The following is a 26,468-nucleotide window of genomic DNA, read 5'->3' as shown; positions in this document are numbered from 1 at the left end:
CCGACCCCAAGCCCTACATCTGGACCAAGACCGCCGACGACATCCTCGAGCGCCTCGCCGGATATTTGAAGCGAATTCCTGACTCAGAAGACTAGGGGCGTGGCACGGACAGCGGCCCGAGCCGGAGGGTGTATCGGCTGGTCAGTGGTCATCCGCGGGGTTCACCTGTCCGTGCGGCGCGGGGTGCGGGGGCGACACCGGGGCGGCGGCGGGTCGTTGGGCAGGGCGCACATCCGTGCCGTCGTCGCGCCGCCGCCCCCGCCGGCGCCCGTGCTGCCGCGAGGAGCCCCCCGTGCCGACCCCACCGCCACCGCCGCCGCCCGCCGGGGACCCCGCACCGCCGCAGGGCCCGCGGCCCCGCCCGTACGGCAGCGTGCGGCTCGCCGCCCCGGTGGCCGCCGTGGCGCCGCCGGTCACCGGGCCGCGCGCGGCGGCCGCCGGGCACTGGCCCTACGGGAGCGTGCGGCTGCCGCTGCTGAGCATCGCGGCGCTACGGGCCGGCCGGCGTCGCAGCGGGTGACGTCCGGCGCAGGACGACGCCGCGCACGGTGGACATCACGCCGAGGGCGAGCAGCGCCTGTCCGGCCAGGTACGTCGCCATGACCCAGGCACCGTGGCCGGGCAGCGGCGGCCAGTCCGCGAGGTCGGTCGCGATGAGGCTGTCGGACAGCAGGAAGAGCAGGCCGCCCGCGCGGGCGACGGCCCCCACCCCGTACGCGCCCGCGGCCATCGCCGTCAGCAGCACGCTGTAGAGGGCCACGGGCACGCGCATCCCCGCGTCCAGTCCGGGCCACAGGGCCACGACGAGGGCGGCCCACACCACGCCGTAGGCGGCGCAGCGCACACGGACCGCGGTGCGGGGGCCGCGGAAGGAGCCGAGCCGGGTGAAGAGCCGCAGGTAGCAGATGTGGCCGGCGGCGAAGGAGGCCATGCCGAGCAGGAAGGGCACGGTGCCGCCGACGTCGAGCAGCACGTCGCCGCCGCAGCCGCACAGCAGCGCCGCGACCAGCAGCCGCGGGCCGCGCCGGCACAGCACCCACCAGGCGAGCACGGGCATCAGCAGCGGTTTGGTCACCACCCGCAGGACGTCGAAGTGCTGGGTGACGGCCGACATGTGCAGCGCGGCGAGCGTCGCGAACAGCACGACGACGCGCGCGGCCCGCTCGGCGTCGGGCCGCGGGGTGCTCTGCGTCATGCCGCGGCCTCGGGGGCGGCGGCCGGAGCAGGAGCGGCAGCCGGAGCAGGGGCAGGGGCAGGGGCGGGGGCCCAGCCGGGGCCGTTGACGAGGTGGCGGAGCCGGTCGCGCCAGCTGCCCGCCTTGGCGAGGTCGCGCGCGATGGCGGCGTACTCGTGGGTGGCCACGCGCAGCGGGTTGTACGTGGCGATGTTCTTGGTCAGGCCGTAGACGGGGCGCTCGGTCTCGGCGGTGAAGGAGCCGAACAGGCGGTCCCAGACGATGAGGATGCCGCCGAAGTTGCGGTCGAGGTAGCTGCCCTGCGAGGCGTGGTGGACGCGGTGGTGGGAGGGCGTGTTGAGCACGAACTCCAGCGGGCGCGGCAGCTTGTCGATGCGTTCGGTGTGGATCCAGAACTGGTAGACGAGGCTGACCGACGAGCAGAAGGCGAGCGCCGCCGGGTGCATGCCCAGCGCGATGAGCGGCAGGTAGAACGGCCAGGACGTCAGGCTCGTCCAGGGCTGCCGCAGCGCGGTGGAGAGGTTGAAGTTGCGGCTGGAGTGGTGCACGACGTGGCAGGCCCACAGCAGCCGGATGACGTGGTGCCCGCGGTGCGACCAGTAGTAGAAGAAGTCCTGTGCGAGCAGCATGAGCAGCACCGTCCACCAGTGCACCGGCACCCGCAGCGGGGTGAGGGCGTACAGGGCGGAGTAGACGGCGACGATCGGGATCTTCCACAGTGCGTCGGTGAGCAGGCTGCCCAGGCCCATCGACAGGCTCGCGGCGGTGTCCCGGCCCGCGTACCCGGCCGCGTCCTCGTCGGGGTGAATGCGGTAGCTGACCACCTCGACGACGGTGAGCAGCACGAAGGCGGGTATCGACCACAGGACGACATCGGGCAGTTGCGGCATGCGCGCACCATAGAGGCACGTCCCGGGCGGGCACCAGATGTTGTTACCGATTAGTACGGGCGCGTACGCGTCAAGCCTGCCGGGGCACCGCGCGGTCCCGCCGGCCGGACGGGGATGATCCACTGTCGGCGCGGCGCCGTATCCTCCTCACCATGCTGGACAACCCGACCGCGCCGCCCTCCCCCACGCCCTGGCCCGAGAACTACCCCGGGGGCTACGCCGTGGTCGACGTCGAGACCACCGGTCTCGGCCGGGACGACCGGATCGTGTCCGCCGCCGTCTACCGCCTCGACGCCCACGGGGAGGTCCAGGACCACTGGTATTCGCCGGTCAACCCGCAGCGCGACCCGGGCCCGGTGTGGATCCACGGGCTGACGGCCGCCGCGCTCGCCGACGCCCCGCTCTTCGCCGAGGTCGCGGGCGAACTGGCCGAACGCCTCGCGGGGCGCGTGCTGGTGGCGCACAACGCGGTCTTCGACTGGTCGATGCTGGCCCGCGAGTACGCCCGCGCCCGCTCGGCGGCGCCGGTCGAGCAGCGGCTGTGCACGATCGTGCTGTCCAAGGAGCTGCGGCTGCCGCTGGCCAACCACAAGCTGGAGTCGCTCGCCGCGCACTACGGGGTGGTCCAGCAGCGCGCCCACCACGCCCTGGACGACGCGCGGGTGCTCGCCGAGGCCTTCCGGCCGAGCCTGCACCTCGCGGCCGCGGCCGGGCTGCCGCTGCCGCTGCACGCGTGCCGCCCGCTGACCGAGTGGGTCGACTCCCCGGTGCCCGCGCCGCGCTTCGGGCGGCTGTACGGGTCGGGTCCGCGCTCGGGCTGGCGGCCGGCCCGCAAGCGCCCGGCGTGCCCGTACCCGAACCCGGGGCGGCTCGCGCCGGGCGGGGCGCTGGTGCAGGGGATGCGGGTGGCCTTCTCCGGCGACACCGGGATAGACCGCGAACTGCTGGAGGACCGGGCGACGGACGCGGGGCTGCACGTCGCGACCTCGGTGAGCCGGCTCACCAGCCTGCTGGTCACCAACGACCCGGACTCCCCGACGAGCAAGGCGGTCAGGGCCCGGGAGTACGGGACGCCGGTGATCGACGAGCGGGAGTTCACCGAGCTGCTCAAGGCGGTCACCCCGGCGCAGGACGTGCACGGCTGAGGACGCGGGGCGTGGCGCCGCCGTCCGGGTGGCAGGGGGGCAACACGCCCGCGCGCGCGTTGCCCGGGGTGTCCGCGGACCGCAGCCTGTGCCCCATGGCACGATGCGAAGTCTGCGGAAACGATTATGCGATGACCTTCGAGGTGCACGCGCAGGGCGCGGTGCACGTCTTCGACTGCTTCGAGTGCGCCGCCCACCGGATGGCGCCCGTGTGCGAGCACTGCCGGGTGCAGATCCTCGGGCACGGCGTCGAGGCCGACGGCCACTTCTACTGCTGCGCGCACTGCGCCGCCGCGGAGGGCGCCGCCGGCATCGTCGACCATGTCGAGACCCCCGCCCCGGCCTGAGACCCCGACCGCCGACCGGCACCGGAGAGCCCCCGCCGGGCCGCCGGTGACCCCTACCCGCGGGCGCCCCACGGCCGGGTTGTACCGTCGTGGGGTGTACCGCTTCCTGCTGTCCCGCCAATGGGTCGTCCTCACCCTGGTCGGCCTCGTGCTGATGCCGGTGATGGTCAGACTCGGCTTCTGGCAGCTGCACCGGCACGAGCACCGGGTGGCCAACAACCACCTCATCGCCGCGGCCCTGAAGGCCGCGCCGGTCCCGGTGGAGTCGGTGACCTCGCCCGGTTTCCAGGTCCCGCACGAGGACCTCTACAAGACCGTCACCGCGCGCGGCCACTACGACACCGCGCACGAGGTCGTCGCCCGGCACCGCACCGCGGGCAACTCCGGCTCCGACGACTCCTCCGGCGGCGGCGAGCAGGTCGGCTACCACGTCATCACCCCGCTGATCCTGGACGACGGCCGCGCGGTGATGGTCAACCGCGGCTGGATCGCCCCCGGCGACGACCCGACGAAGTTCCCCAATATCACCCCGCCGCCGTCCGGCGAGGTCACCGTCGTCGGGCGGCTGCGCCCGGACGAGACCAGCTCCACGACCGGCATCCGCAACCGCACCGGCCTGCCCGACCGGCAGATCATGCTGATCAGCGGGCAGCAGGTGGAGGACGCCGGCCACCTGCGGGCACAGGTGCTCGGCGGTTACCTGGAGCTGGTGTCCACCACGCCCGACCCCGGCCACGGCCAGCCCGGCCTCATCCCGGAGCCGGACCACCAGAGCATCGGCCCGCACATGGCGTACGCGATCCAGTGGTGGCTGTTCACCGCGATGGTGCCGGTCGGCTGGGTGGTGCTGCTGCGCCGGCAGCGGGCGGAGATCCTCGCCGAACGCGCGCTGCAGACCGCGGACCCGGCGGAGCCGCAGGAGCCGGAAGGCAGCGTTCCGGTAGCGGTGCGCTAGCCGCGCCAGCACACTCGACACCAGGACCGGAAGGCGACGAGGCGGGGCCGTGCCAGGACGTATCGAGGACTACGCACTCATCGGCGATCTGCAGACCGCCGCGCTCGTCGGCCGGGACGGGTCGGTCGACTGGCTGTGCCTGCCGCGCTTCGACTCCGCCGCGTGCTTCGCGGCGCTGCTCGGCGACGAGGGCAACGGCCGCTGGCGGATCGCCCCGCTGGACAGCACCTCCGACGAGTGCAGCGAGCGCTCCTACCGCGGCGACACCCTCGTCCTGGACACCGTCTGGCACACCCCGGACGGCACGGTCAAGGTCACCGACTTCATGCCGCAGCGCGACCACGCGCCCGACCTCGTACGGATCGTCGAGGGCGTGTCCGGCGAGGTCGCCGTGCGCAGCGAGCTGACGCTGCGCTTCGACTACGGCAGCGTCGTGCCCTGGGTGCGCCGCGCCGACCACCAGCGGGTCGCCGTCGCCGGGCCCGACGCCGTATGGCTGCGCACCGAGCCGCCGCTGCCGATGTACGGCAAGGACATGCGCACGTACGCGGACGTCACGGTCGCCGCCGGGGACCGGGTCGCCTTCGTGCTGACCTGGCACTCCTCGCACACCGGCAAGCCCAGCCGGATAGACCCCTTCGAGGCGCTGGACCAGAGCGTCGAGGACTGGGAGCAGTGGTCGGCCCAGTGCTGCTACCAGGGGCCGTGGCGGGACGCCGTGCTGCGCTCCATGATCACCCTCAAGGCGCTCACCTACGCGCCCAGCGGCGGCATCGCCGCGGCCGCCACCACCTCGCTGCCCGAGGAGATCGGCGGGGTGCGCAACTGGGACTACCGCTACTGCTGGCTGCGCGACGCCGCCCTCACCCTCAACGCGCTGGTGTCCGGCGGCTTCCTCGCCGAGGCGCAGGCGTGGCGCGACTGGCTGCTGCGGGCCGTCGCCGGCGACCCGGCCGACCTCCAGATCATGTACGGCATCGCGGGCGAACGCCGGCTCACCGAGTACGAGGTCCCCTGGCTCAAGGGCTACGCGGGCTCCGCCCCGGTCCGGGTCGGCAACGCCGCGGCCGGCCAGCTCCAGCTGGACGTCTACGGCGAGGTGCTGGACTCCCTCTTCCTGGCCCGCAACAGCGGCCTGCGCGACGAGCCGCACGCCTGGAACCTGCAACGCGCCCTCATGGAGTTCCTGGAGGGCAAGTGGCGCGAGCCCGACGAGGGCCTGTGGGAGGTACGCGGCCCACGCCGGCACTTCGTGCACTCCAAGGTCATGGCCTGGGTCGCCGCGGACCGCGCGGTACGCACGGTCGAGGCGCACCCGACACGGCGCGGCGACGCGGACCGCTGGCGCTCCATGCGCATGCAGGTGCACGCCGAGGTGTGCGAGAAGGGCTACGACGCCGAACGCAACACCTTCACCCAGTCCTACGGCTCCACCGAACTGGACGCGGCCACCCTGCTGATCCCGCAGGTCGGCTTCCTGCCCGCGACCGACCGGCGGGTGGCCGGCACCGTCGAGGCGGTCCGCCGCGAACTGGACCACCACGGCTTCGTCCGCCGCTACTCCCCCGACTCCGGCGGCGTCGACGGGCTGCCCGGCAGCGAGGGCGCCTTCCTCGCCTGCTCGTTCTGGCTCGCCGACGCGCTGCACGCCACCGGCCGTACGGACGAGGCCACCGAACTCTTCGAACGGCTGCTGACCGTACGCAACGACGTCGGGCTGCTCGCCGAGGAATGGGACCCGGTCGCCGGGCGCCAGCTGGGCAACTACCCGCAGGCGTTCAGCCATGTCGGCCTGGTCAACACCGCGCTCGCCCTCACGGGACTCGACGGAAGGACGCCCTGAGATGGACCTCGGACTCAAGGACCGGGTGTACGTGGTGACCGGCGGCGGCCGCGGCCTCGGCCTCGCCGCCGCCCGCGAACTCGCCGCGGAGGGTGCGAAGGTCGTCGTCTCCGGGCGCACCGCCGCGACGGTGGACGCCGCCGCGGCGGAACTGGGCGGGCCCGAGCGGGCGCTCGGCGTCGTCGCGGACAACGCGGACCCGGCGACCGCGGAGACGCTCCTGGCCACCGCGCGCGCCCGGTTCGGGGCGCTCGACGGGGTGCTCATCAGCGTCGGCGGGCCGCCCGCCGGGGCCGCGGCCGACATGACCGACGAGCAGTGGCTCGCCGCCTTCCAGTCCGTCTTCCTCGGAGCCGTCCGGCTCGCCCGCTCCGCCGCGGCGGCCCTCGGCGAAGGCGGTGTCATCGGCTTCGTGCTCTCCGGCTCCGTCCGCGAGCCCATCGCCGGGCTCGCGATCTCCAACGGGCTGCGCCCGGGTCTCGCGGGCTTCGCCAAGACCCTCGCCGACGAGGTCGGACCCCGCGGGATCCGTGTCGTCAGCCTGCTGCCGGCGCGGATCGACACGGATCGCGTGCGCGAGCTGGACTCGCTCGCCGGGGACCCGGAAGCGGCCCGCGCCACGCACTCCGCCCGCATTCCGCTGCGGCGCTACGGCACTCCGGAGGAGTTCGGCCGCGCCGCGGCCTTCCTCCTCTCGCCCGCGGCCTCCTACCTCACGGGCCTCACCCTCCCGGTGGACGGCGGAGCGCTTCACTCCCTGTGAGGGTGGGGGGGGTACGCCCCAGGGTGCCTCTTGCGGTGACCCGCGCGACCTTCTGCCGGTGGGCGGCTTGTCGCGCAGTTCTCCCCCAGGCTCCGCCCGGGAGGTACCCTCACGCGCCCCTGGTTTGTTCCCCTGCGCGGCAGAAGCGAGCCCTTGCCGGAGGAGGGCACCCGTTTTTCAGGGGCGCGGGGAACTGCGCGCTCAGCCCCCACCGGCGGAAGGTCGCGACGCCCGCCGCAAGGGGCGCCCCGGGGCGCAAAAGCGGGGGCCTACCGGGTCACGTGACCCGGGAGGCGCGGTGGCGGACGGGGCGAAGGCGCGCTTCCGCCGGCAGGGAGTCGAGGCCCGCGGACGTGCGGGCACGTTCCAGAACGTGGGAGTCGAGGCGCGCGACGACGTCCTCGGGCGTGGCGCGGGGTTCGAGCCCGAGCACGAGCCGGGCCCCGGGAGTCCCCCGGCGCCCCGTGAGCATCGTGTTCGCCCACGCGACCCCCTCCGTGTCCTCCGACTCGGAACGCAGCACCGTCTCCAGCGCGCGGCCGCGCAGCAGCGCGCCCTGCCCGTCGCCGCTGTCGATCCGGATCTGCCGCAGCCGCCGCGTGCGCGGCTGCGCGAGCAGCCACCACAGGCCGGCCAGGAAGAGCACGCCGAGCACGGCGAAGACGACCGGCCACCACCAGCCGTCGGAGCGGTAGCGGGTCCTGCTGTGGTCGGTGAGCAGGACGTCCTTGGGTCCGGTGAAGGGCCACCAGCCGGGCATGGTGAAGCCCCAGTGGCGCTGGAGGTCGAGGCTGCCGACGAGTACCGACAGGCCGACCACCAGCAGGATCAGCCCCATCAGGGCGAGCAGCACCCGGTTGACGGTCGTCCGCACGGCGCCCTCACCCCTTCTTCTCGGCCCGGTGGAGGTGGATGTGCAGCTGCGGGGCGCGGGCGAGCCCGAGCTGCCGTACGGCCTCGCCGAGCGCGGCGGTCAGGTCGTCGCGCACTTCTTCCAGTTCGCGGAAGTGGGAGGCGGCGCGGGCCTTGATACGGCGGCGGCCGACGTCGACGCGCGCCCAGCGCACCCCGGAGACCTCCATGGCCCGGTCGCGCAGCACGAGTTCGGCGGCGCGCCGGTCGAGTCCGGCGCGGACGCCGTCCGCCCCGTTGCGTGCCATGGGCAGCAGGCCGCGTTCGCCGGGGGTCGCGGCGAGGATCAGCAGCCACAGCCCGAGGGCGGCGCAGACCGCGGCGCCGAGGATGATCCAGACGTTGTCGAGGTGCCGGGTGGCGAGCTGGTGGGCGAGCGTCTTGCGCCACTGCATCGCCTGGCGGTCGGCGCGCACCGAGGCGATGTCGTAGAGGAAGAGGCCGGTGAGCCCCAGGCCCACGGCGGCGGTGAGCGCGGCGGGGACGCGCCGGCCGGCCCAGAAGCGGCGGACCTTGGGGCCCTCTCCGCCGCCGGGCAGCCCGGACGTGACGGCGTAGGGCTTGATGGGCGGCCGTTTGGCGATGCTGACCCGGGCGTTCTCCTCGTCGGACTCGTTCGGGTCCTGCTCGCGGTATTCGTGACTGCCGCCGCTGTCGTCGCTCACTCCACCCTCCCCTCGTCGCGGCCGGCCGCCGCGGAGTGCAGCCGTTCCACCTCGACGGCCACCTCGGGTACATCCATACCCGTCAGGGACTCGACTCTCCCGGTGACATGGCGGCGGACCGTGCCGCAGACCGCGCCGATGTTCGCCGGGTAGCCCAGTTCCAGGGTGAGCCGGAGCCGGGCGGTGTCCTTGCGCACGGACACCGAGGCGTGCGGCCGGGCGTCGCGCGGTACGAGGTCGGCGCCCGGCGCGTCGGTGAGGACCTCACCGGCGGCCTGGGCGGCGATCTTGGCGACGACCCGGTCCGCGATACGCAGCGCCCCGCGGTCCGCCGCGGGGAGCTGTCCGGGAACCGCCGACGCCATCAGCGCCGCCGGTCACGGTCGCGGTCGCGGTCCCTGGTGCGGAAGAAGTCACCCGGTTCGAGATCCCCGTCGAAGAACTTGCCGGCGAGGAAGCCGACCGCGCCGAGCAGGGCCACCACGAGGAAGGCGCCGAAGCCGCCGAAATAGCCGGCGAACCCCAGTGCCATGCCGGCCGCGAGGCCGATCACCGCCATGCTCATCGTCCGCTCCAGGTCCGTCTCGCCGCTTCAGGTGCCGGGTGCCGCGCAGTCGTCACTACTGGACCCGCTGCTCACGGTCGTCGTCATCGTCGTCGTCGGGCAGCTTGACGTCGCCCACGGCCACGTTGACCTCGACCACTTCGAGGCCGGTCATGCGTTCCACCGCGGCGATGACGTTCTCCCGCACCGCGCGGGCGACATCGACGATGGAGACGCCGTACTCGACGACGATGTCGAGGTCCAGCGCGGTCTGCACCTCGCCGACCTCGGCCTTGACGCCGCGGGTGACCGACCGGGTGCTGCCCGGGACGCGGTCGCGTACCGCGCCGAACGTCCGGGACAGGCCCGTGCCCATGGCGTGCACGCCCACCACGTCCCGTGCGGCGAGGCCGGCGATCTTCTCCACCACGCCGTCCGCGATGGTCGTACGGCCCCGGCTCGCGGGGTCGCCGAGCACCTTGCGCGGCGTACCTCCCGCCGATCCCTTGTCCAGGGTCCGCCCGCTCTCACCTGCGGCCGAGGAGCCCTCGGGCTCCGGCCGGTTGTGCTGCCCGCTGTCCGTCATCGCGAGTCGTCCCTTCGTCTGGGCTGCTCCGTGCACCACACTATGTGCGCATGCCCTGGAGCGCTCCGGGGATGCGTCCAGAGGGGGCTGCCGGCCCCCCGTTCGAGTGGTAGTACACCGGAAGGCGATGAGACCTGGTGACCATGGACCGACTGGCCAGGACGGTGCGGGAACAGGTCGCACTGGGCCGCCTGCTGCCGCTGGGCGAGGCGGCCGACTCCGCCTGGATCACCGAGAACGCCGCCGTGGCCGCGCTGCGCCGAGTGGCGGACGCGCTGCCGGGCGTACGGCTGGGCGCGCTCGTGCTGGAACTGGACGACAGCGGCGGGGACGACGGCGGGTCAGGCGCCGCGCCGGGCGGCACATCGGGCGGGGCGTCAGGCGTCGCGCCGGGCGAGGGGCCGTCAGGAGCGGTCGCGCCGCGGGCCGAGGGCGCCGCGCCGGTGGGCGCGCTGCCGTACGGGCCGCTGCGGATCACCGCGGACTTCGCGGCCTCGCTGGACGACCCCCTGCCGCGGACCGCGGAACGGCTGCGGGCCGTGCTGTGGGCGACCGCGCGGGAGGCCCTCGGAGTGCCGGTGGGCTCGGTCGACCTCGCGGTGACCGGGCTGCTGGACGAGCTGCCCGCGCCGGACGCGGTGCTGGAGGGCGTGGTGGTGGAGGGCGAGGGCCCGCCGGAGCTCACGGACGGGGAAGCGGGCGGACCCGCCGACCGGGTGGCGGCGGCCGCGCTCGCGGTGCCCGGCGTGCTGCGGCTGACCCGGCGGCTGGCGGGCTTCGGCGCGGGCGTGCGGGTACGCGACGCGGCGGACGGCCGCCGGGTACAGGTGCAGCTGGCGGTGGTGGCGGGGAACCGCCCGTACGTGGTGGCCCGCGCGGTGGCCGCGGCGGTCACGGCCGCGGCGGCGGAGGGCGCCCCCGGCCCGGTCGCGGCGGCGGTCGTGGTGACCGCCACGCAGTGAGCCGGACCCGGGGGCGTATCCCGGCGGGCGGCTACTCGGCGGCGCCCGCGAGATCGCGCAGCCGGCGGCCCTGGGCGGCGCGCTCGGCCGCGTACTGCGCGTCCTCCGGGTTCGCGCGGGCGGTACGCAGGAGGGCCTTGGTCTCGTTGACGGCGTCGCGCGGCGGGGCGAGCAGCGCGGCGGTCAGGTCGGCGACGGCGGCGTCCAGCTCGGCGGCGGGCACGACGAGGTTGGCGAGCCCGGTGCGCTCGGCCTCCTCGGCGTGGACGTAGCGGCCGGTCACGCAGATCTCCAGCGCGCGGCCGTAGCCGACCAGCTCGGCGAGTGGCTTGGTGCCGGTGAGGTCGGGCACCAGGCCCAGGCTGGTCTCGCGCATGGCGAACTGCACGTCCTGCGCGCACACCCGCAGGTCGCAGGCCAGTGCGAGCTGGAATCCGGCTCCGATGGCGTGGCCCTGGACGGCGGCGACCGTGATCAGGTCGGTGCGCCGCCACCAGGTGAAGGCCTGCTGGTACCCGGCGATGGTCGCGTCGAGCTCGCCCGCGTCGCCGCGCCCGAGATCGAGGAACGACGGCCCGCCGTCGAAGCCCTCGGGCGTGAACGCCTGCCGGTCGAGTCCGGCGGAGAAGGACGGCCCCTCGGCGCGCAGCACCGCGACCCGTACCTGCCCCGGCAGCAGCCGTCCCGCCTCGGTCAGCGCCTGCCACAGGGCGGGCGACTGCGCGTTGCGCTTGGCCGGGTTGCACAGGGTGATGGTGGCGACGGTGCCGGTCCCGTCCAGGGCCAGCCGGATTCCGTCGCGTTCGAGCAGGATGGTGTCTTCGGGCATCGGGGACCTCCGAAACGGACCGCGTACGTGATTACCGAAGAGTAACCACAAGCTCGGCACGCAGTCGCGCAGGGTCGGAAGGCGCCCGCCCGTCTGGACCGGGCACAGCGCCCGGTCAGGCTGTGACCAGCCCGGACCCGCCCGGAAGAGGGCGGGATCAGGCGGTGACGGCCTTCTTGCCCCGTGTCGCTCCGCCGCGACCGCGCAGGGTCACGCCGGATTCGCTGAGCATCCGGTGCACGAAGCCGTAGGACCGGCCGGTCTCCTCGGCCAGTGCCCTGATGCTCGCACCGGAGTCGTACTTCTTCTTCAGGTCTGCCGCGAGCTTCTCGCGCGCGGCGCCGGTCACCCGGCTGCCCTTCTTCAGAGTCTCGGCCACCCGTGCCTCCTCCAGGGAAGTGCGCTATGGACTCTCATGATCACCCCTAAGCGCTCTCCTGGCCACCCATTCGACAAGGTCTGTCACGGGACATTCACCGCGTGAATGCCGCGATAGCCGCCGAAGAACGTTCCGCGGCGGCCGTTTTTCGCCGCAGAATTCCCGGCCGTGAAGCGCTTCCGCACAAGAGCAGCAGGTCAGCGGGCATCCGTAAGGTGTTTGCCGACGTCACACCACTGATCGCCTTCGGATCCCGGCGCATGGCGCGGGGTGCGCGCGAGTACCAGCCGGACTCACACAGATGACGGACGCGCGGTGGGCCGAATGATCCAATGGGCATGATCATCCGGCCCCTGCGGTGATCGTCAGGCGAGCGCGACCAGGTCCGCGTAGTCCTGGCCCCACAGGTCCTCGACGCCGTCGGGCAGCAGGATGATGCGCTCCGGCTGGAGCGCCTCCACCGCACCCTCGTCGTGCGTGACCAGCACGACCGCGCCGGTGAAGGTGCGCAGCGCGCCCAGGATCTCCTCGCGGCTGGCCGGGTCCAGGTTGTTGGTCGGCTCGTCGAGCAGCAGCACGTTGGCGCTCGACACGACCAGCGAGGCGAGCGCGAGCCGGGTCTTCTCACCGCCGGACAGGACACCGGCCGGCTTGTCGACGTCGTCGCCGGAGAAGAGGAACGAGCCGAGGATCTTCCGTATGTCCACCAGATCGGTGTCGGGCGCGGACGACCGCATGTTCTCCAGCACCGTACGGTCCGGGTCCAGCGTCTCGTGCTCCTGCGCGTAATAGCCGAGCTTCAGCCCGTGGCCGGGCGTGACCTCGCCGGTGTCGGGCGTCTCCACCCCGGCCAGCAGCCGCAGCAGCGTTGTCTTGCCCGCGCCGTTCAGCCCCAGGATGACCACCCGCGAGCCGCGGTCGATCGCCAGGTCCACGTCCGTGAAGATCTCCAGCGAGCCGTACGACTTCGACAGGCCGCTCGCCATCAGCGGCGTCTTGCCGCAGGGCGCCGGGTCCGGGAAGCGCAGCTTGGCCACCTTGTCCGAGACGCGCACCGCCTCCAGACCGGAGAGCAGCTTGTCCGCACGCCGCGCCATGTTCTGCGCCGCGACGGTTTTGGTGGCCTTCGCGCGCATCTTGTCGGCCTGCGAATTGAGCGCCGCGGCTTTCTTCTCCGCATTCGCGCGTTCCCGCTTGCGGCGCCTCTCGTCGGCTTCCCGCTGCTGCTGGTAGAGCTTCCAGCCCATGTTGTAGACATCGATCCCGGCGCGGTTCGCGTCGAGATAGAAGACTTTGTTCACGACGGTCTCGATGAGGTTCACGTCGTGGGAGATGACGATGAATCCGCCGCGATAGGTCTTCAGGTAGTCGCGCAGCCAGCTGATCGAGTCCGCGTCGAGGTGGTTCGTCGGCTCGTCCAGCAGCAGGGTGTCGGCGTCCGAGAACAGGATGCGGGCCAGCTCCACACGGCGCCGCTGACCGCCCGACAGGGTGTGCAGCTGCTGCCCGAGGATACGGTCCGGCAGGCCCAGCGCCGCGGCGATGGTCGCCGCCTCGGCCTCGGCCGCGTAGCCGCCCTTGGTGAGGAACTCCGTCTCCAGGCGGGCGTACTTCTTCATCGCGTTCTCGCGGGTGGCGCCCTTGCCGCTCGCCATCCGCTCCTCGTTCTCGCGCATCTTGCGCAGCACGACGTCAAGGTCGCGGGCGCCGAGGATGCGGTCGCGGGCGAGGATGTCGAGGTCGCCGGTGCGGGGGTCCTGGGGGAGGTAGCCGACCTCCCCGGACCGCGCGACGCTCCCCGCCGCCGGCTGGCCCTCGCCGGCCAGCACCTTGGTCAGGGTCGTCTTTCCGGCGCCGTTGCGGCCGACCAAACCGATGCGATCGCCTTTGGCGACCTGGAAGGAGGCGGACTCGATGAGGATGCGGGCGCCGGCGCGCAGCTCGATGCCGGTGGCGGTGATCACGAGGCCAGTCTACTGGCCCGCTCCCCTCCTCCTTTTGCCGCCCGGCGGCGGGGGGCCTCCGTGGCCCGGCGGCGGGGGGCCTCCGTGGCCCGGCGGCGGGGGGCCTCCGTGGCCCGGCGGCGGGGGGCGCCCCGAGGGTGCCCCTTGCGGTGGGCGTCGCGACCTTACGGTGCGTGGGGGGTTGCTCGCGCAGTTCTCCCCCAGGCTCCGCCCGGGAGGTACCCCCACGCGCCCCTGAGTGAGTGCCACTTGCGGTGGCAGTTCGCCTGTCCCCCGGTGGCGGGCTGAGCGCGCAGTTCCCCGCGCCCCTGAAAACGCTCACCCAGCGCGGGGGGCACCTCCCAGGCGAAGCTCTGGGGGAGAACTGCGCGACAAGCCCCCATGCGCGGAGATCGCGCAAAGCACCTCCGGGGGCAGCCCGGGGCGTGAGGGCGCGCGGAGTCAGGGGGTGCCGGTGTGGACCTGGAAGGCCGCCTTGCGCATCGCCTTCGCCAGGACCGGGTCCGGGTGGGCGGCGGCGAGGGCGACGAGGACCTGGACGGTGCGGGGGTGGCCGACGTCGCGGACCTCCTCCAGGAGTCCGCGGACGGAGCCCTGGACCGCCGTGTCGAGGTGGCTCACCAGCAGGTGGTCCTCGCCGTGGTCCGCGACCGCGGCCGCCGTGTCGACCCACAGCCACGTCGCCTCCTCCCGGGTGAGGAGGCCCGTCGCGGTGTCGGGGTCGTCGCCGTCGAGTTCGGCGAGCCAGAGGACCGCGTACGGGCGGAGCACCGGCTCGTCCACGACGGCCCGCACCGCGGGCTCCGCGGGGTCGCCGACGACCCGCAGCGCCTCGAAGGCGAGGCCGCGCAGCAGCGCGTCGTCGCCGCGGGCGGTGTCGAGGAGTTCGGCGACGGCGGGCGCGACGGGGCGCGCGGCGAGCCAGGCGCGGTACTCCGCGCGGGCGGGGCCGGGCGAGAGCCGCGAGCAGGCCCGCAGCATGGTCGGGGCGGACTGCTCCATGTGCCCGGCGGGCCCCTGCGCGGCGACGCAGATCTGTTCCAGCTTGACCCACACCGCCCAGCTGCCCAGCGGGGTGAGGGCGACCTCGTCGGGGCGGGCGGGGTCGCGCGGCTGGAGCGCTCCCACGCGGGCGACGGCGTCGAGCGTCCAGTCGAGCAGCGTCGGCAGCGGGTCGCCGGCGCCGTCGGCGGGCGGTTCGTGGCGTTCGGTGCGCAGTTCGGCGACGCGCTGGCGCAGCAGGTCCAGCAGCGTGTCGATCGGGACGGGCCCGTTGGACAGGTGCAGGAAGGACAGCAACTGCGGCGCGGCCTCTATGACTTCGGCGACCAGCGCCGGGTCGGGGCCGGTGCGGTCGCCGGGCAGGAACGGGTGGGCGAGCGACCACGCGTCGAAGAGCGCGACCCAGCCGCGCAGCACCGCCGTGTCGTCGCTGTCCCACGCCCGCAGCCGCCAGCCGGGCACCGCGGCCCCGCCGTGCAGTTCGATGAGGCCGGACAGCCGGGCGTGGTCCCACGCGGTGCGGATCAGCCGGGGTGTCAGGCCCAGGTCGGCGGCGGCGCGGTCGAGCGCTTCCGCGGAGAGTATGCCGGTCGGTCCCGCGGTGCCGGGGCCGGTGCCCGCCCAGCGCGCGAGCCGTACGGCGGCGCCGAGTTCGGCGCGGGCGAGCCGGGCGAGGTCCGGCAGCGGAGGCGTGCCTTCGGGGGGACGGGCAGGCCGCGACCTGCGCGTTGTCGCGGTCCTGCGGGCCGCGGTGAGCGGCCGCCGGGGGACGAGGCGGAGCGGAGTGTCTCGCGGGCTACGGGACGTCACTTGAGCAGTCTCGTACGAGCGGGCCCAGATTCCCAATCGGGCGCGGATTCACGCACTGACGCGCTCACATGAGCGGGGTGAGGAAGCGCCGCAGCGTCTCCTCGTACCCGGCCGGGTCGGCGTTCCACATCGCGCCGTGCTGGGCGCCGCGCACCGTGTGCAGCAGCACCGACTCCGGGTGCCGGGCGGCGAGTTCACGGGAGGCGTCCCAGGGGGCGACGGTGTCGTCGGGGCCGTGGAAGATCAGCGTCGGGACGGTCGGCGGCGCGGGGTCGGCCGGGGCCGTGCCCTCGCGCAGCGGCTGCACCCGGCGGCCCTCGGCCGCGCGCACCGCGAGCTGGGTCAGCGGGGCGGGCAGGCCGTGCGACTGCGCGGCCGCGGACACCGTGGCCCGCCAGTCCAGCACGGGCGAGTCCAGGACGAGTCCGGCGACCCTGGCCCGTACGGCGGACAGCCGCTGCGCGTGCAGCGCCATCGTCGCGCCCACCGACCAGCCGTACAGCACGAGGCGCTCGGCGCCGTACTCGACGGCGTAGCGCATGGCCGCGTCCAGGTCGCGCCACTCGGTACGGCCGAGGTGGCCGATGCCGTCCGCGGGCCGCGGGGCGTCCGGGTCGCCGCGGTAGCCCAGCACCAGCTGGGTGAAACGGTGGTGGTGCAGCGTCGGCAGGACGTTCATGGCCTGCTCGCGGGTCGTGCCCAGGCCGTGCACGGTGATCACCCAGGTGCTGCGGGCGCCTGGCAGGTACCAGGCGGGCAGCGGGCCGAGTTCGCCCGGCACGGCGACCTCGGTGAAGTCCAGGCCGAGCGCGGTCCGCGGGTTGCCGCTGTGCACCTGTGGGGTGAGGCGGACGGCCGTGCCCTGGTCGAGGGAGCCGTGCGGGACGGCGAGCAGTTTGCGGGTCACCGCGTAGGCGGTGCCGTCCACGACGTCGCCCGCGATGGCGTGCAGGCCGTTGTCCGCGGTGAGGCCGTACACGCCGCGGCGCGCGGAGGAGGCCGTGCGGGTGAGGGTGACGCGGTCCTCCGTGACCGCGTGCACGGTGACCGCGCCCTCCGGGGCGGGGCCCTCGGCGGGCGGCCGCAGGGCGAAACGGGAGCCGTACCGGCCGGCCACCACGAGGGCGGCGGTGCCGGCACCCAGCACGGTCGTGGCTGTCGCCACGGCGGTTCTCAGTCGCATCCCGTCCAGTGTCGCGCGGGCCCACGCACCCGGCCATCCGAGAGCCCTCCCCGGGTGACCCGGCCTCGCCCTTGAGCTGCCACTAGCGGTGGCCGGTCGCCATCGCCCCGGCGGGGGCCGGCCGCTCCGTTCTCCCCCAGGCTCCGCCCGGGAGGTGCCCCCACGCGCCCCTGGGTGAGTGCCACTTCCGGTCGCGGGTCGCCATTCCCCCGGCGGGGGCCGGCCGCTCCGTTCTCCCCCAGGCTCCGCCCGGGAGGTGCTCCCACGCGCCCCTAAGTGAGTGCCACTTCCGGTCGCGGGTCGCCATTCCCCCGGCGGGGGCTGAGCGCTTCGTTCTCCCCCAGGCTCCGCCCGGGAGGTGCTCCCACGCGCCCCTGGGGGTTGCCCTCGCTGCGCAGGGTGGGCGTTTTCAGGGGCGCGGGGAACTGCGCGGCCAGGCTCCACGCGCGGACGATCGCGAGAAGCACCCCCCGGGGCAGCCCGGGGCGAGATGGGGCGCGGGGAACTGCGTGCTCAGCCCACCAACGGGAGAAGGTCGGGGCACCCGCCGCGAGGGGCAGCTCAGTGCGGCTGGCCGTAGGCGGCGAGGGCGGCGGACGCCGCGGTGAGGTCGTCCGGGGACAGGGTGCGCGGGTGGCCCGCGGAGGAGGCGAGGAGCCAGACGCGGCTCATCCATTCGAGCTGGGCGGTGTGCTCGTAGGCGCGGGAGAGGGACGCGGCGTGCACGAGGGTGCCGTGGTTGGCCAGCAGGCACGCGGTGCGGCCCCGCAGCGCGGCGACCGCCCCGGCGGCCAGCTCGTCCGTGCCGTAGAGCGCGTAGGGCGCGACGCGTACGGGCCCGCCGAGCGCCGCGGCCATGTAGTGGACGGGCGGCAGCTCGTCCGTGAGAAGGGTCACCGCGGTGGCGTGCGGCGCGTGGGTGTGGACGATCGCGGCCGCGTCCGTGGCGCGGTAGACGGCGAGGTGGAGCGGCAGCTCGCTGGTGGGGCGCAGGTCGCCGCGCACCTGGCGCCCGTCGAGTTCGACGGCGACCGCGTCGGCGGGGCGCAGCCGGTCGTACGGCACGCCCGTGGGCGTCACGACGACGCGTTCTCCGACGCGTACGGAGACGTTGCCGGAGGTGCCGACGACGAGCCCGTCGGCGACGCTGCGGCGGGCCGTGGCGACGACCTCTTCCCATGCTTCAGCGACAGCGTCCCGCACGGTGATCCCTTCCGTTGCCGAGGCCCGGCACGGACATTGTCACCGGCCCCGCGCCCGCACAGTTGTAGCACGCTTTGTATACCGTGAGGACGATCACCCTTGGCATTCCATTCATCGTCCTGTCATGTTGGCACCACGAGTCCCCTACCAGTTCACCTCCCGTTCATGAACGGTCCGTACGGTCGGCTCGCCACTGTCCGATCGAACGATTGCCTGGGTCCATGGAACACATGACGCTCCTGATCGGAATCGTCATCGCCACCGCTCTCGCGTTCGATTTCACGAACGGTTTCCACGACACCGCGAACGCGATGGCCACGACCATCTCGACCGGCGCCCTCAAGCCCAAGACGGCGGTGGCCATGTCCGCCGCGCTGAACCTCGTCGGGGCCTTCCTGTCCGTCGAGGTCGCCAAGACCATCTCCGGCGGCATCATCGACGAGTCCGCCGGCGTCAGACCGCAGATGATCTTCGCGGCGCTGGTCGGCGCGATCGTCTGGAACATGCTGACCTGGCTGGCCGGGCTGCCCTCCAGCTCCTCGCACGCGCTGTTCGGCGGACTGATCGGCGCGACGCTGGTCGCGGTCGGACGGCACGGCGTGCACGGCGACGCCGTGGTCATGAAGGTCCTGATACCGGCGCTCGCCGCCCCCTTCGTGGCGGGCCTCGCCGCCTTCGCCGCGACGCGGCTGAGCTACCGGCTGGACCGCAAGGCCGACCCGCGGGCGACGGCGAAGGGCTACCGCGCCGGGCAGATCGCCTCGGCCGGGCTCGTCTCGCTCGCGCACGGCACCAACGACGCGCAGAAGACGATGGGCGTGATCACTCTCGCGCTCATCACCGGCGGTGTCGTCGCCCCGCACTCCGACCCGCCGCTGTGGGTCATCGTCTCGGCGGGCGCGGCCATCGCGCTGGGCACGTACATCGGCGGCTGGCGGATCATCCGCACGATGGGCAAGGGCCTCACCGACATCCAGCCGCAGCAGGGCTTCGCGGCGCAGACCGGCGCCGCCGCCACCATCCTGGCCTCCTCGCACCTGGGCTTCGCGCTGTCCACCACGCAGGTGTGCTCCGGCTCGGTCATGGGCGCGGGGCTGGGCCGCAGCGGCGCGGTGGTGCGCTGGAGCACCGCGGGGCGGATGGTCGCCGCGTGGGCGCTGACGCTCCCCGCGGCCGGGCTGGTCGGCGCGGGCGCCGCGCTGCTGGCCGACCAGGGCAACTGGGGTGTGGCCGCGGTCGCCGTGCTCGGACTCGCGGTGTGCGCCGCGATCCGTACGGCGGCGCGCCGCAGGCCCGTCACGCACGCCAACGTCAACGACGAGGTCGGCGGTGACACCGCCGGTGCCGCCGAGCCGCAGGGCGCGGTCACCGCGGCCATCGCCGCCGTGATCCCGCCGCCGGCCGGCAGCCCGGCACCCGCCCCCACCGCGACGGTCTGACCCCGGTCCGAAGGAGCCCTCATGAGCATCGACTGGCACGCCCTCGGCACTGTCCTGGTCGTCACCCTGCTGTCCACCGTCGGCCTGGTCGGCGTCTTCACCCTCGGCGTGGTCGGCCTGTCCCGGCCCGCGGCCGGGCCCGGCGGCGTGGCCGCGCGCGGCGGCGCGTACGTGTGCTTCGCCGCGTGCGCGGCGGCGGTCGCGTGGGGCATCTGGCTCATCGTCGCCAAGTAGCGCCCCCTGCCCGCCGGCGCCGTCCGGCTCTCTTCCGCGACGGGGTGTGGACCTCACCACACTCCGTCGCCGCAGGTCAGGGGCAGGTTGACGCGGTCGTTGCGGGCGTGGTGGACTGCCGGATGCCATAACGGCGGCAGGAGAGGAAGTCCGGTGCGAATCCGGCGCGGTCCCGCCACTGTCACCGGGGAGTGCACTCCCGAACCCGTACGTCACGGCCGGTTCACCGGCTGGAAGACCCGGGAGTGCGTAGATCCGGGAGCCAGGAGACTCTCACCGCCGGTCACGTCGAACCAGGGCGCGGACCCTGAGTGAGGACAACAGCCATGCCCGGCGCCACTCCCCCACCCCCTCCCACCGCCACCGCCCCGCGAGGTGTGACGGCGGTCTGAGCCATGCGTGCCGACCGCACCTACGCGTACGGCGCCGCACTCGGCTTCCTCGGCGATCTCGTCGCGGGCGACCCGCGCCGCGGCCACCCGGTCGCGGCCTTCGGGCGCGCGGCGGGAGCGCTGGAGCGCCGGCTGTGGCGCGACGACCGACTCACCGGCGCCCTGTACACGGCGCTGTGCGCCGGGGCCGCCGCCTCCGCCGCCGGGCTCGCCGCGCGTGCCGCCCGCCGCTCCCCCGCGGCCTCCACCGCGCTGGCCGCGGCCTGCACCTGGGCCGTCCTCGGCGGCACCTCGCTGGCGCGCGAGGCGCGCGCGATCGGCGCCGCGCTGGAAGCCGGGGACCTCGACGCGGCACGGGCCCGGCTGCCGCACCTGTGCGGGCGCGACCCGCAGCACCTGGACGCCGCCGGGATCGCCCGCGCGGTCGTCGAGTCCGTCGCCGAGAACACCTCGGACGCGGTCGTCGGCGCCCTGGTGTGGGGCGCGGCCGCAGGTCCCGCCGGGCTCGCCGGATTCCGCGCCGCCAACACGCTGGACGCGATGGTGGGCCACCGCTCCCCGCGCCACCTCCGGTTCGGCTGGGCCTCGGCCCGGCTCGACGACGTGGTGGGATGGCCCGGCGCCCGCCTCACCGCGGCGCTCGCCGTCCTCGCGGGCCCGCACCCGCGCGACGCCCGGCGCACCTGGCGGCGTGACGCCGCCGCCCACCCGAGCCCCAACGCGGGCCCGGTGGAGGCCGCCTTCGCCGGTGCCCTCCGTGTCCGGCTGGGCGGCACCCTCTCGTACGCGGGCCGCACCGAGCACCGCGCGGTGCTGGGTGCCGAGTTCCCGCCCCCGGCGGTGGCGGACATCGAACGGGCGATCGCCCTGTCCCGCCGGGTGTCGGCGCTGGCCGTCGCGGTGAGCGTGCTGCCGTCGCTGCTGACCGGAGACGGCGACGGCGGCGGCCCGCCGTCCGGCCGTCGCCGCCGGGGGGAGGCGTCGTGAGGGGTCTCATGGTCGCCGGGACCGCGTCCGACGCGGGCAAGAGCGTGGTCACCGCGGGGATATGCCGCTTCCTGGTGCGGCAGGGCCTGCGGGTCGCCCCGTTCAAGGGGCAGAACATGTCGCTCAACTCCTTCGTCACGCGGGACGGCGCGGAGATCGGGCGGGCGCAGGCCGTGCAGGCGCAGGCGGCGCGCGTGGAGCCGTCCGCGCTGATGAACCCGGTGCTGCTCAAGCCGGGTGGCGACCGCAGCAGCCAGGTGGTGCTGCTGGGGAAGCCGGTGGGCGAGATGTCGGCCCGCGGCTACCACGGTGCCGGCGGTTTCCAGGGCGGGCTGGTGGACGTCGTCGCCGACTGCCTGGCGCAGCTGGGGCGTTCGTACGACGCGGTGATCTGCGAGGGCGCCGGGAGCCCCGCGGAGATCAACCTGCGGCGTACCGACATCGTCAACCTGGGCCTGGCGCGCCGCGCGGGGCTGCCCGCGCTGCTGGTGGGCGACATCGACCGAGGCGGCGTCTTCGCCGCGTTCTTCGGCACGACCGCGCTGCTGCCGCCCGAGGAGCAGGCGCTCGTCGCGGGCTACGTGGTGAACAAGTTCCGGGGCGACGTGACGCTGCTGGAGCCGGGCCTGGAGATGCTGCGCGGGCTGACCGGCCGCCCGACGCTGGGCGTGCTGCCGTACGCGCGCGGCCTGGACATCGACGAGGAGGACGGCCTGCACGTCCGCGAGCACGCGGCGGGCGAGCCGTACGGGCACGAAACGCTGCGGGTCGCGGTCGTGCCGCTGCCGCTGATGTCGAACTTCACGGACCTGGACGCGCTCGCCGCCGAGCCCGGTGTGGAGGTGCGCTTCACCGACCGGCCCACGGAGGTGGCCGCCGCCGACCTGGTGGTGCTGCCGGGCACCCGCGGCACCGTGCGGGCGCTGGAGTGGCTGCGCGGGCGGGGCCTGGCGGCGGCGGTGGAGCGCCGCGCGGCGGCGGGCCGCCCGGTGCTGGGCATCTGCGGCGGCTTCCAGATCCTCGCCGAACGCATCGAGGACGACGTCGAGTCGAAGGCCGGTACGGTCCGCGGCCTCGGACTGCTGCCCGCCCGGATCCGCTTCGCCGCCGCCAAGACGCTGGCCCGGCCCGCCGGTTCGGCGTACGGCGAGCCCGTCGAGGGCTACGAGATCCACCACGGGGTGGCCGAACTCGGCGCCGGGGGCGAGCCGTTCCTCGACGGGCTGCGGGTGGGCGCGGTGTGGGGCACGCACTGGCACGGCTCGCTCGAATCCGACGGCTTCCGCCGGGCCTTCCTGCGCGAGGTCGCGCACGTCGCGGGCCGCTCCTTCGTGCCCGCGCCGGACACCGACTTCGCGGCGCTGCGCGAGGCGCAGCTCGACCGGCTCGCCGACCTGGTCGCCGAGCACCTGGACACCACCGCGCTGCTGCGGCTCATCGAGGGCGGCGCTCCGGCCGGCCTCCCCTTCGTCCCACCGGGGGCACCATGACGACCGTTCTGCTGCTGTCCACCGCCGACACCGACCTGCTCGCGGCCCGCGCCGCCACCGGCGGGGCGGCCGACTACCGCATCGCCAACCCCTCCCGGGTGGATCCGGACACCGGTCTTCCCGGGCTGCTCGCGGGCGCCGACCTCGTCGTGGTGCGGCTGCTGGGCGGGCGCCGGGCGTGGGAGGAGGGGCTCGCGGTCGTCGCCGCGTCCGGGGTGCCGTCGGTGCTGCTGGGCGGCGAGAACGTGCCGGACGCGGAGCTGATGGCGCTCTCGACGGTGCCCGCGGGCGTCGTCGCGGAGGCGCTGCGCTACCTCGTGGAGGGCGGCCCGGCGAACCTGGCGGAGCTGGCGCGCTTCCTGTCCGACACGGTGCTGATGAGCGGCGAGGGTTTTGAACCGCCGCGTGCCATGCCGCAGTTCGGGGTGCACGGCGAGGACGGCGGGCACGACCCGGCGCGCCCCACGGTGGCGGTGCTCTTCTACCGGGCGCACGAACTGTCCGGCAACACCGCCTTCGTGGACACCCTGTGCGCGGCGGTGGAGGCGCGCGGCGCCAACGCCCTTCCGGTGTACTGCGGTTCGCTGCGCGGCGCGGATCCGGAGCTCTTCGCGCTGCTGGGCCGGGCGGACGCGATCGTGGCGACGGTGCTGGCGTCCGGCGGCACGGTCGCGGCGGACGCGTCGGCGGGCGGTGACGACGAGGCGTGGGACATCGGCGCGCTCGCCGGGCTCGACGTGCCCGTGCTCCAGGGCCTGTGCCTGACCTCCTCGCGCAAGGCGTGGCAGGAGTCGGACGCGGCGCTGTCGCCGATGGACGCGGCGATGCAGGTGGCGATCCCGGAGTTCGACGGGCGGCTGATCACCGTGCCGTTCTCGTTCAAGGAGAGCGGCGAGGGCGACGTGCCGGTGTACGTCGCCGATCCGGAGCGGGCCGCGCGGGTCGCGGGCATCGCCGTCCGGTACGCGGCCCTGCGGCACGTACCGAACGCGGACAAGAAGATCGCGCTGGTCTTCACCGCCTACCCGACCAAGCACTCCCGGGTCGGCAACGCGGTGGGCCTGGACACCCCCGCCTCCGCCGTGCGGCTGCTCGGGGAACTGCGGGCGGCCGGTTACGACACCGGTGAACACCCCGAGGACGGGGACGAGTTGATCCACCGGCTGATCGCCGCCGGCGGGCACGACGTGGAGTGGCTGACCGAGGAGCAGCTCGCCGCCGCCCCGGCCCGGGTGCCGCTCGCCGACTACCGCGGCTGGTTCGCCCGGCTGGACGAGGGCCTGCGCGCGTCGATGCTGGAGCACTGGGGCGAACCGCCGGGCTCGCTCTACGTGGACGGCGACGACATCGTGCTGGCGTCGCTGCGCTTCGGCAACGTGGTGGTGCTCATCCAGCCGCCGCGCGGCTTCGGGGAGAACCCGATCGCGATCTACCACGACCCCGACATGCCGCCGTCGCACCACTACCTGGCCGCGTACCGCTGGCTCGACCACACCCTCGGCGCCGACGCGATCGTGCACCTGGGCAAGCACGGCACGCTGGAGTGGCTGCCCGGCAAGGGCCTCGGCCTGTCCGCCGGATGCGCGCCGGACGCGGTGCTGGGCGAGATCCCGCTCGTCTACCCCTTCATCGTCAACGACCCGGGCGAGGGCACGCAGGCCAAGCGGCGCGGCCACGCGACCGTCGTGGACCACCTGGTGCCGCCGATGGCGCGCGCGGACAGCTACGGCGACCTCGCCAAGCTGGAGCAACTCCTCGACGAGTACGCCCTGGTGAGCGATCTCGACCCGGCGAAGGCCCCGGCGATCCGCGGCCGGATCTGGGAACTGGTGCGGGCCGCCGAGCTGCACCGCGACCTGCACGTCGACGAGCAGCCCGGCGAGGACGACTTCGACGACTTCGTGCTGCACGTCGACGGCTGGCTGTGCGAGATCAAGGACGTCCAGATCCGCGACGGCCTGCACATCCTGGGCGCGGGCCCGCTCGCCGAGGCGCGCGTCAACCTCGTGCTGGCGGTCCTGCGTTCGGCCCAGGTGTGGGGCGGCAGGGGCGGCGCGCTGCCGGGCCTGCGGGCCGCTCTCGCCGAGCATGTCGGGCTGGTGGAGAAGGAGTTGCTGGCCGCGCCCGGCGAACCCCTCGCCGTACCGGCCGCGTTGACGTCCCTCGCGGACGGCCCGGCGCGTACCGCGTCCGACGCGGTGGACCTGCTGGAGCAGGTCGCGCGGCGGCTCGCCGAGACGATGGAGGCACGCGGCTGGGCACCGCAGGCCGCGGCCGCGACCGTACGCGAGGTGCTGGGCGCCGAAGTCCCGGCAGCGTTGCGGGTGCTGGACTTCGCCGCCACCGAGGTCGTGCCGCGGCTGGAGCGCACCAGTGACGAGCTGGGCCACATCCTGCGGGCCCTGCGCGGCGGTTACGTGCCCGCGGGCCCCTCCGGCTCCCCCACCCGCGGCCTGGTCAACGTGCTGCCGACCGGGCGGAACTTCTACTCCGTCGACCCCAAGGCGATCCCGTCCCGGTTGTCGTGGGACGTCGGCTCCGCGCTCGCCGAGTCGCTGCTCGCCCGGCATCTCGCCGACCACGGCGCCTACCCAAAGTCGGTGGGCCTGACGGTGTGGGGCACCTCCTGCATGCGCACGCAAGGGGACGACATCGCCGAGATCCTCGCGCTGCTGGGCTGCCGCCCGGTGTGGGACGACGCCTCGCGCCGCGTCACCGGCTTCGAGGTCGTCCCGGCCGCCGAACTGGGCCGCCCGCGCATCGACGTCACCGTGCGCATCTCGGGCTTCTTCCGCGACGCCTTCCCGCACGTCGTCGCGCTCGTCGACGACGCGGTGCGGACGGTCGCCGAACTCGACGAGGACGCCGACGCCAACTACGTGCGCGCGCACGCCGACGAGGACACCGCCGCGCACGGCGACCGGCGGCGCGCCACCGCCCGCATCTTCGGTTCCAAGCCCGGCGCGTACGGCGCGGGGCTGCTGCCGCTCATCGACGCCCGCAACTGGCGCTCCGACGCCGACCTCGCCGAGGTCTACGCGGTGTGGGGCGGCTACGCGTACGGCCGCGGCCTCGACGGGCGCGCCGCGCGCGGCGACATGGAGGCCGCCTTCCGGCGCATCCAGGTGGCCGCGAAGAACGTCGACACCCGCGAGCACGACCTCGTCGACGCCGACGACTACTTCCAGTACCACGGCGGCATGGTCGCGATGGTCCGCCACCTCACCGGCACCTCCCCCGAGGCGTACGTCGGCGACAGCGCCCTCACCGACCAGATCCGCACCCGCACGCTCGGCGAGGAGACCCACCGCGTCTTCCGCGCCCGTGTCGTCAACCCCCGCTGGATGGCGGCGATGCGGCGGCACGGCTACAAGGGCGCCTTCGAGATGGCCGCCACCGTCGACTACCTGTTCGGGTACGACGCGACGGCGGGCGTCGTGGACGACTGGATGTACGAGCGGCTCGCCGCGGAATACGTCTTCGACGCGGAGAACGCGGACTTCATGCGGAAGTCCAACCCGTGGGCGCTGCGCGGGATTTCGGAGCGGCTGCTCGAAGCGGCGGACCGGGGCCTGTGGGCGGCCCCGGATCCGGAGACGCTCGCGCGTCTGCGCGAGACCTACCTCGCCCTGGAGGGCGACCTGGAAGGCGGCGAGGCATGAGCGCGTCCACCGCTCCCGGCGGCGCGGCCGCCCGCCGCGGGGGCACCCGCCGTTCCCGGGTACGGGTCCCTGCCTGCGGTGGGACAA

General features: G+C 74.4%; 25 protein-coding genes and 1 riboswitch. Of the genes, 12 read left to right on the top strand and 13 right to left on the bottom strand.

What is annotated here, in order from left to right:
* Positions 1–292 precede the first annotated feature (292 nt).
* A complete protein-coding gene (locus ACH4PY_RS26220; protein ID WP_398187623.1) occupies positions 293–520 on the top strand; it encodes a hypothetical protein in 228 nt (75 codons plus the stop codon).
* Here the strand turns inward: ACH4PY_RS26220 and ACH4PY_RS26215 are convergent.
* Both ACH4PY_RS26215 and ACH4PY_RS26210 read right to left on the bottom strand, forming a co-directional pair.
* A complete protein-coding gene (locus ACH4PY_RS26215; protein WP_398187620.1) occupies positions 491–1,195 on the bottom strand; it encodes a lysoplasmalogenase in 705 nt (234 codons plus the stop codon). The genes ACH4PY_RS26220 and ACH4PY_RS26215 overlap by 30 nt on opposite strands.
* Entirely contained in the window at positions 1,192–2,085 is an 894-nt protein-coding gene (locus tag ACH4PY_RS26210) for a sterol desaturase family protein (RefSeq protein ID WP_398187617.1), read from the bottom strand. The genes ACH4PY_RS26215 and ACH4PY_RS26210 overlap by 4 nt, the downstream gene beginning before the upstream one ends.
* A gap of 152 nt (positions 2,086–2,237) precedes the next feature.
* On the opposite strand from ACH4PY_RS26210, the gene ACH4PY_RS26205 reads away from it, so the two are divergent.
* The 5 genes from ACH4PY_RS26205 to ACH4PY_RS26185 all read left to right on the top strand — a co-directional run bounded on the left by ACH4PY_RS26205 (position 2,238) and on the right by ACH4PY_RS26185 (position 7,138).
* Complete coding sequence (locus ACH4PY_RS26205; RefSeq protein ID WP_398187614.1) at positions 2,238–3,230, top strand: DEDDh family exonuclease; 993 nt, start codon at positions 2,238–2,240, stop codon at positions 3,228–3,230.
* 95 nt (positions 3,231–3,325) lie between these two features.
* Positions 3,326–3,577, top strand: a complete 252-nt coding sequence (locus ACH4PY_RS26200) for a hypothetical protein (RefSeq protein ID WP_398187611.1) — start codon at positions 3,326–3,328, stop codon at positions 3,575–3,577.
* 94 nt (positions 3,578–3,671) lie between these two features.
* The gene (locus ACH4PY_RS26195) at positions 3,672–4,532 is read left to right on the top strand and encodes an SURF1 family protein (protein ID WP_398187608.1); all 861 of its coding nucleotides are present in this window, start codon (positions 3,672–3,674) and stop codon (positions 4,530–4,532) included.
* Positions 4,533–4,581: 49 nt separating this feature from the next.
* Complete coding sequence (locus tag ACH4PY_RS26190; RefSeq protein WP_398187605.1) at positions 4,582–6,375, top strand: glycoside hydrolase family 15 protein; 1,794 nt, start codon at positions 4,582–4,584, stop codon at positions 6,373–6,375.
* A gap of 1 nt (position 6,376) precedes the next feature.
* Complete coding sequence (locus tag ACH4PY_RS26185) at positions 6,377–7,138, top strand: SDR family oxidoreductase (RefSeq protein WP_398187603.1); 762 nt, start codon at positions 6,377–6,379, stop codon at positions 7,136–7,138.
* Between the two features lie 277 nt (positions 7,139–7,415).
* On the opposite strand, the gene amaP is transcribed toward ACH4PY_RS26185, so the two are convergent.
* The 5 genes from amaP to ACH4PY_RS26160 form a co-directional block, all read right to left on the bottom strand.
* A complete protein-coding gene (amaP, locus tag ACH4PY_RS26180) occupies positions 7,416–8,012 on the bottom strand; it encodes an alkaline shock response membrane anchor protein AmaP (RefSeq protein WP_398187600.1) in 597 nt (198 codons plus the stop codon).
* A gap of 7 nt (positions 8,013–8,019) precedes the next feature.
* A complete protein-coding gene (locus ACH4PY_RS26175) occupies positions 8,020–8,616 on the bottom strand; it encodes a DUF6286 domain-containing protein (protein ID WP_398187674.1) in 597 nt (198 codons plus the stop codon).
* 95 nt (positions 8,617–8,711) lie between these two features.
* On the bottom strand, positions 8,712–9,080 hold the full coding sequence (locus tag ACH4PY_RS26170; protein ID WP_398187597.1) for an Asp23/Gls24 family envelope stress response protein: 369 nt from the start codon (positions 9,078–9,080) through the stop codon (positions 8,712–8,714).
* Complete coding sequence (locus ACH4PY_RS26165) at positions 9,080–9,280, bottom strand: hypothetical protein (protein WP_398187594.1); 201 nt, start codon at positions 9,278–9,280, stop codon at positions 9,080–9,082. The genes ACH4PY_RS26170 and ACH4PY_RS26165 overlap by 1 nt, the downstream gene beginning before the upstream one ends.
* A 55-nt stretch (positions 9,281–9,335) precedes the next feature.
* Complete coding sequence (locus tag ACH4PY_RS26160; protein WP_398187591.1) at positions 9,336–9,845, bottom strand: Asp23/Gls24 family envelope stress response protein; 510 nt, start codon at positions 9,843–9,845, stop codon at positions 9,336–9,338.
* Between the two features lie 143 nt (positions 9,846–9,988).
* Here ACH4PY_RS26160 and ACH4PY_RS26155 point away from each other — a divergent pair, with 143 nt between their 5' ends.
* Positions 9,989–10,807, top strand: a complete 819-nt coding sequence (locus ACH4PY_RS26155; RefSeq protein ID WP_398187671.1) for a nucleopolyhedrovirus P10 family protein — start codon at positions 9,989–9,991, stop codon at positions 10,805–10,807.
* A gap of 31 nt (positions 10,808–10,838) precedes the next feature.
* On the opposite strand, the gene ACH4PY_RS26150 is transcribed toward ACH4PY_RS26155, so the two are convergent.
* The 6 genes from ACH4PY_RS26150 to ACH4PY_RS26125 form a co-directional block, all read right to left on the bottom strand.
* Positions 10,839–11,636, bottom strand: coding sequence for an enoyl-CoA hydratase/isomerase family protein (locus tag ACH4PY_RS26150; protein ID WP_398187588.1), 798 nt, complete (start codon positions 11,634–11,636; stop codon positions 10,839–10,841).
* 157 nt (positions 11,637–11,793) lie between these two features.
* A complete protein-coding gene (locus ACH4PY_RS26145) occupies positions 11,794–12,015 on the bottom strand; it encodes a helix-turn-helix domain-containing protein (RefSeq protein ID WP_031522969.1) in 222 nt (73 codons plus the stop codon).
* Positions 12,016–12,380: 365 nt separating this feature from the next.
* Positions 12,381–13,979 carry a ribosomal protection-like ABC-F family protein gene (gene abc-f / locus ACH4PY_RS26140; protein WP_398187584.1) on the bottom strand — a complete coding sequence of 533 codons (1,599 nt, stop codon included), beginning with the start codon at positions 13,977–13,979 and terminating at the stop codon, positions 12,381–12,383.
* 441 nt (positions 13,980–14,420) lie between these two features.
* On the bottom strand, positions 14,421–15,791 hold the full coding sequence (locus ACH4PY_RS26135; protein ID WP_398187581.1) for a hypothetical protein: 1,371 nt from the start codon (positions 15,789–15,791) through the stop codon (positions 14,421–14,423).
* A 64-nt stretch (positions 15,792–15,855) separates the two neighbouring features.
* Complete coding sequence (locus ACH4PY_RS26130) at positions 15,856–16,974, bottom strand: alpha/beta hydrolase (protein ID WP_398187578.1); 1,119 nt, start codon at positions 16,972–16,974, stop codon at positions 15,856–15,858.
* 561 nt (positions 16,975–17,535) lie between these two features.
* Positions 17,536–18,177, bottom strand: a complete 642-nt coding sequence (locus ACH4PY_RS26125; RefSeq protein WP_398187575.1) for a class II aldolase/adducin family protein — start codon at positions 18,175–18,177, stop codon at positions 17,536–17,538.
* A gap of 221 nt (positions 18,178–18,398) precedes the next feature.
* Between ACH4PY_RS26125 and ACH4PY_RS26120 the strand changes: the two genes are divergently transcribed.
* The 5 genes from ACH4PY_RS26120 (at position 18,399) to cobN (ending at position 26,381) form a co-directional block, all read left to right on the top strand.
* Positions 18,399–19,616 (top strand): anion permease, encoded by a 1,218-nt coding sequence (locus ACH4PY_RS26120; protein WP_398187572.1) that lies wholly within the window; start codon positions 18,399–18,401, stop codon positions 19,614–19,616.
* Positions 19,617–19,637: 21 nt separating this feature from the next.
* Positions 19,638–19,850 carry a hypothetical protein gene (locus tag ACH4PY_RS26115; protein ID WP_398187569.1) on the top strand — a complete coding sequence of 71 codons (213 nt, stop codon included), beginning with the start codon at positions 19,638–19,640 and terminating at the stop codon, positions 19,848–19,850.
* A 141-nt stretch (positions 19,851–19,991) separates the two neighbouring features.
* Positions 19,992–20,123, top strand: a riboswitch (cobalamin riboswitch).
* Between the two features lie 122 nt (positions 20,124–20,245).
* The gene (locus tag ACH4PY_RS26110; protein ID WP_398187566.1) at positions 20,246–21,229 is read left to right on the top strand and encodes a cobalamin biosynthesis protein; all 984 of its coding nucleotides are present in this window, start codon (positions 20,246–20,248) and stop codon (positions 21,227–21,229) included.
* 8 nt (positions 21,230–21,237) lie between these two features.
* Positions 21,238–22,719, top strand: a complete 1,482-nt coding sequence (locus ACH4PY_RS26105) for a cobyric acid synthase (RefSeq protein ID WP_398187668.1) — start codon at positions 21,238–21,240, stop codon at positions 22,717–22,719.
* The gene (cobN, locus tag ACH4PY_RS26100) at positions 22,716–26,381 is read left to right on the top strand and encodes a cobaltochelatase subunit CobN (RefSeq protein WP_398187563.1); all 3,666 of its coding nucleotides are present in this window, start codon (positions 22,716–22,718) and stop codon (positions 26,379–26,381) included. The genes ACH4PY_RS26105 and cobN overlap by 4 nt, the downstream gene beginning before the upstream one ends.
* The last annotated feature ends 87 nt before the right edge of the window (positions 26,382–26,468 follow it).

Origin of the sequence: Streptomyces sp. NPDC021224 (assembly GCF_044332905.1) — a bacterium.
In the GTDB taxonomy this organism is placed as follows: Bacteria; Actinomycetota; Actinomycetes; order Streptomycetales; family Streptomycetaceae; genus Actinacidiphila.
The sequence above is the reverse complement of the archived record's forward strand: the minus strand, read 5'-3'. Positions and strand labels throughout refer to the sequence as shown.

Bases quoted from the DNA above. Each gene is read 5' to 3' on its own strand.
- ACH4PY_RS26150 (WP_398187588.1), bottom strand. From the start codon at position 11,636: ATGCCCGAAGACACCATCCTGCTCGAACGCGACGGAATCCGGCTGGCC.
- ACH4PY_RS26215 (WP_398187620.1), bottom strand. From the start codon at position 1,195: ATGACGCAGAGCACCCCGCGGCCCGACGCCGAGCGGGCCGCGCGCGTC.
- ACH4PY_RS26205 (WP_398187614.1), top strand. From the start codon at position 2,238: ATGCTGGACAACCCGACCGCGCCGCCCTCCCCCACGCCCTGGCCCGAG.
- ACH4PY_RS26105 (WP_398187668.1), top strand. From the start codon at position 21,238: ATGGTCGCCGGGACCGCGTCCGACGCGGGCAAGAGCGTGGTCACCGCG.
- ACH4PY_RS26155 (WP_398187671.1), top strand. From the start codon at position 9,989: ATGGACCGACTGGCCAGGACGGTGCGGGAACAGGTCGCACTGGGCCGC.
- ACH4PY_RS26120 (WP_398187572.1), top strand. From the start codon at position 18,399: ATGGAACACATGACGCTCCTGATCGGAATCGTCATCGCCACCGCTCTC.
- cobN (WP_398187563.1), top strand. From the start codon at position 22,716: ATGACGACCGTTCTGCTGCTGTCCACCGCCGACACCGACCTGCTCGCG.
- ACH4PY_RS26115 (WP_398187569.1), top strand. From the start codon at position 19,638: ATGAGCATCGACTGGCACGCCCTCGGCACTGTCCTGGTCGTCACCCTG.
- ACH4PY_RS26165 (WP_398187594.1), bottom strand. From the start codon at position 9,280: ATGAGCATGGCGGTGATCGGCCTCGCGGCCGGCATGGCACTGGGGTTC.
- ACH4PY_RS26185 (WP_398187603.1), top strand. From the start codon at position 6,377: ATGGACCTCGGACTCAAGGACCGGGTGTACGTGGTGACCGGCGGCGGC.
- ACH4PY_RS26210 (WP_398187617.1), bottom strand. From the start codon at position 2,085: ATGCCGCAACTGCCCGATGTCGTCCTGTGGTCGATACCCGCCTTCGTG.
- ACH4PY_RS26200 (WP_398187611.1), top strand. From the start codon at position 3,326: ATGGCACGATGCGAAGTCTGCGGAAACGATTATGCGATGACCTTCGAG.
- ACH4PY_RS26160 (WP_398187591.1), bottom strand. From the start codon at position 9,845: ATGACGGACAGCGGGCAGCACAACCGGCCGGAGCCCGAGGGCTCCTCG.
- ACH4PY_RS26110 (WP_398187566.1), top strand. From the start codon at position 20,246: ATGCGTGCCGACCGCACCTACGCGTACGGCGCCGCACTCGGCTTCCTC.
- ACH4PY_RS26130 (WP_398187578.1), bottom strand. From the start codon at position 16,974: ATGCGACTGAGAACCGCCGTGGCGACAGCCACGACCGTGCTGGGTGCC.
- ACH4PY_RS26170 (WP_398187597.1), bottom strand. From the start codon at position 9,080: ATGGCGTCGGCGGTTCCCGGACAGCTCCCCGCGGCGGACCGCGGGGCG.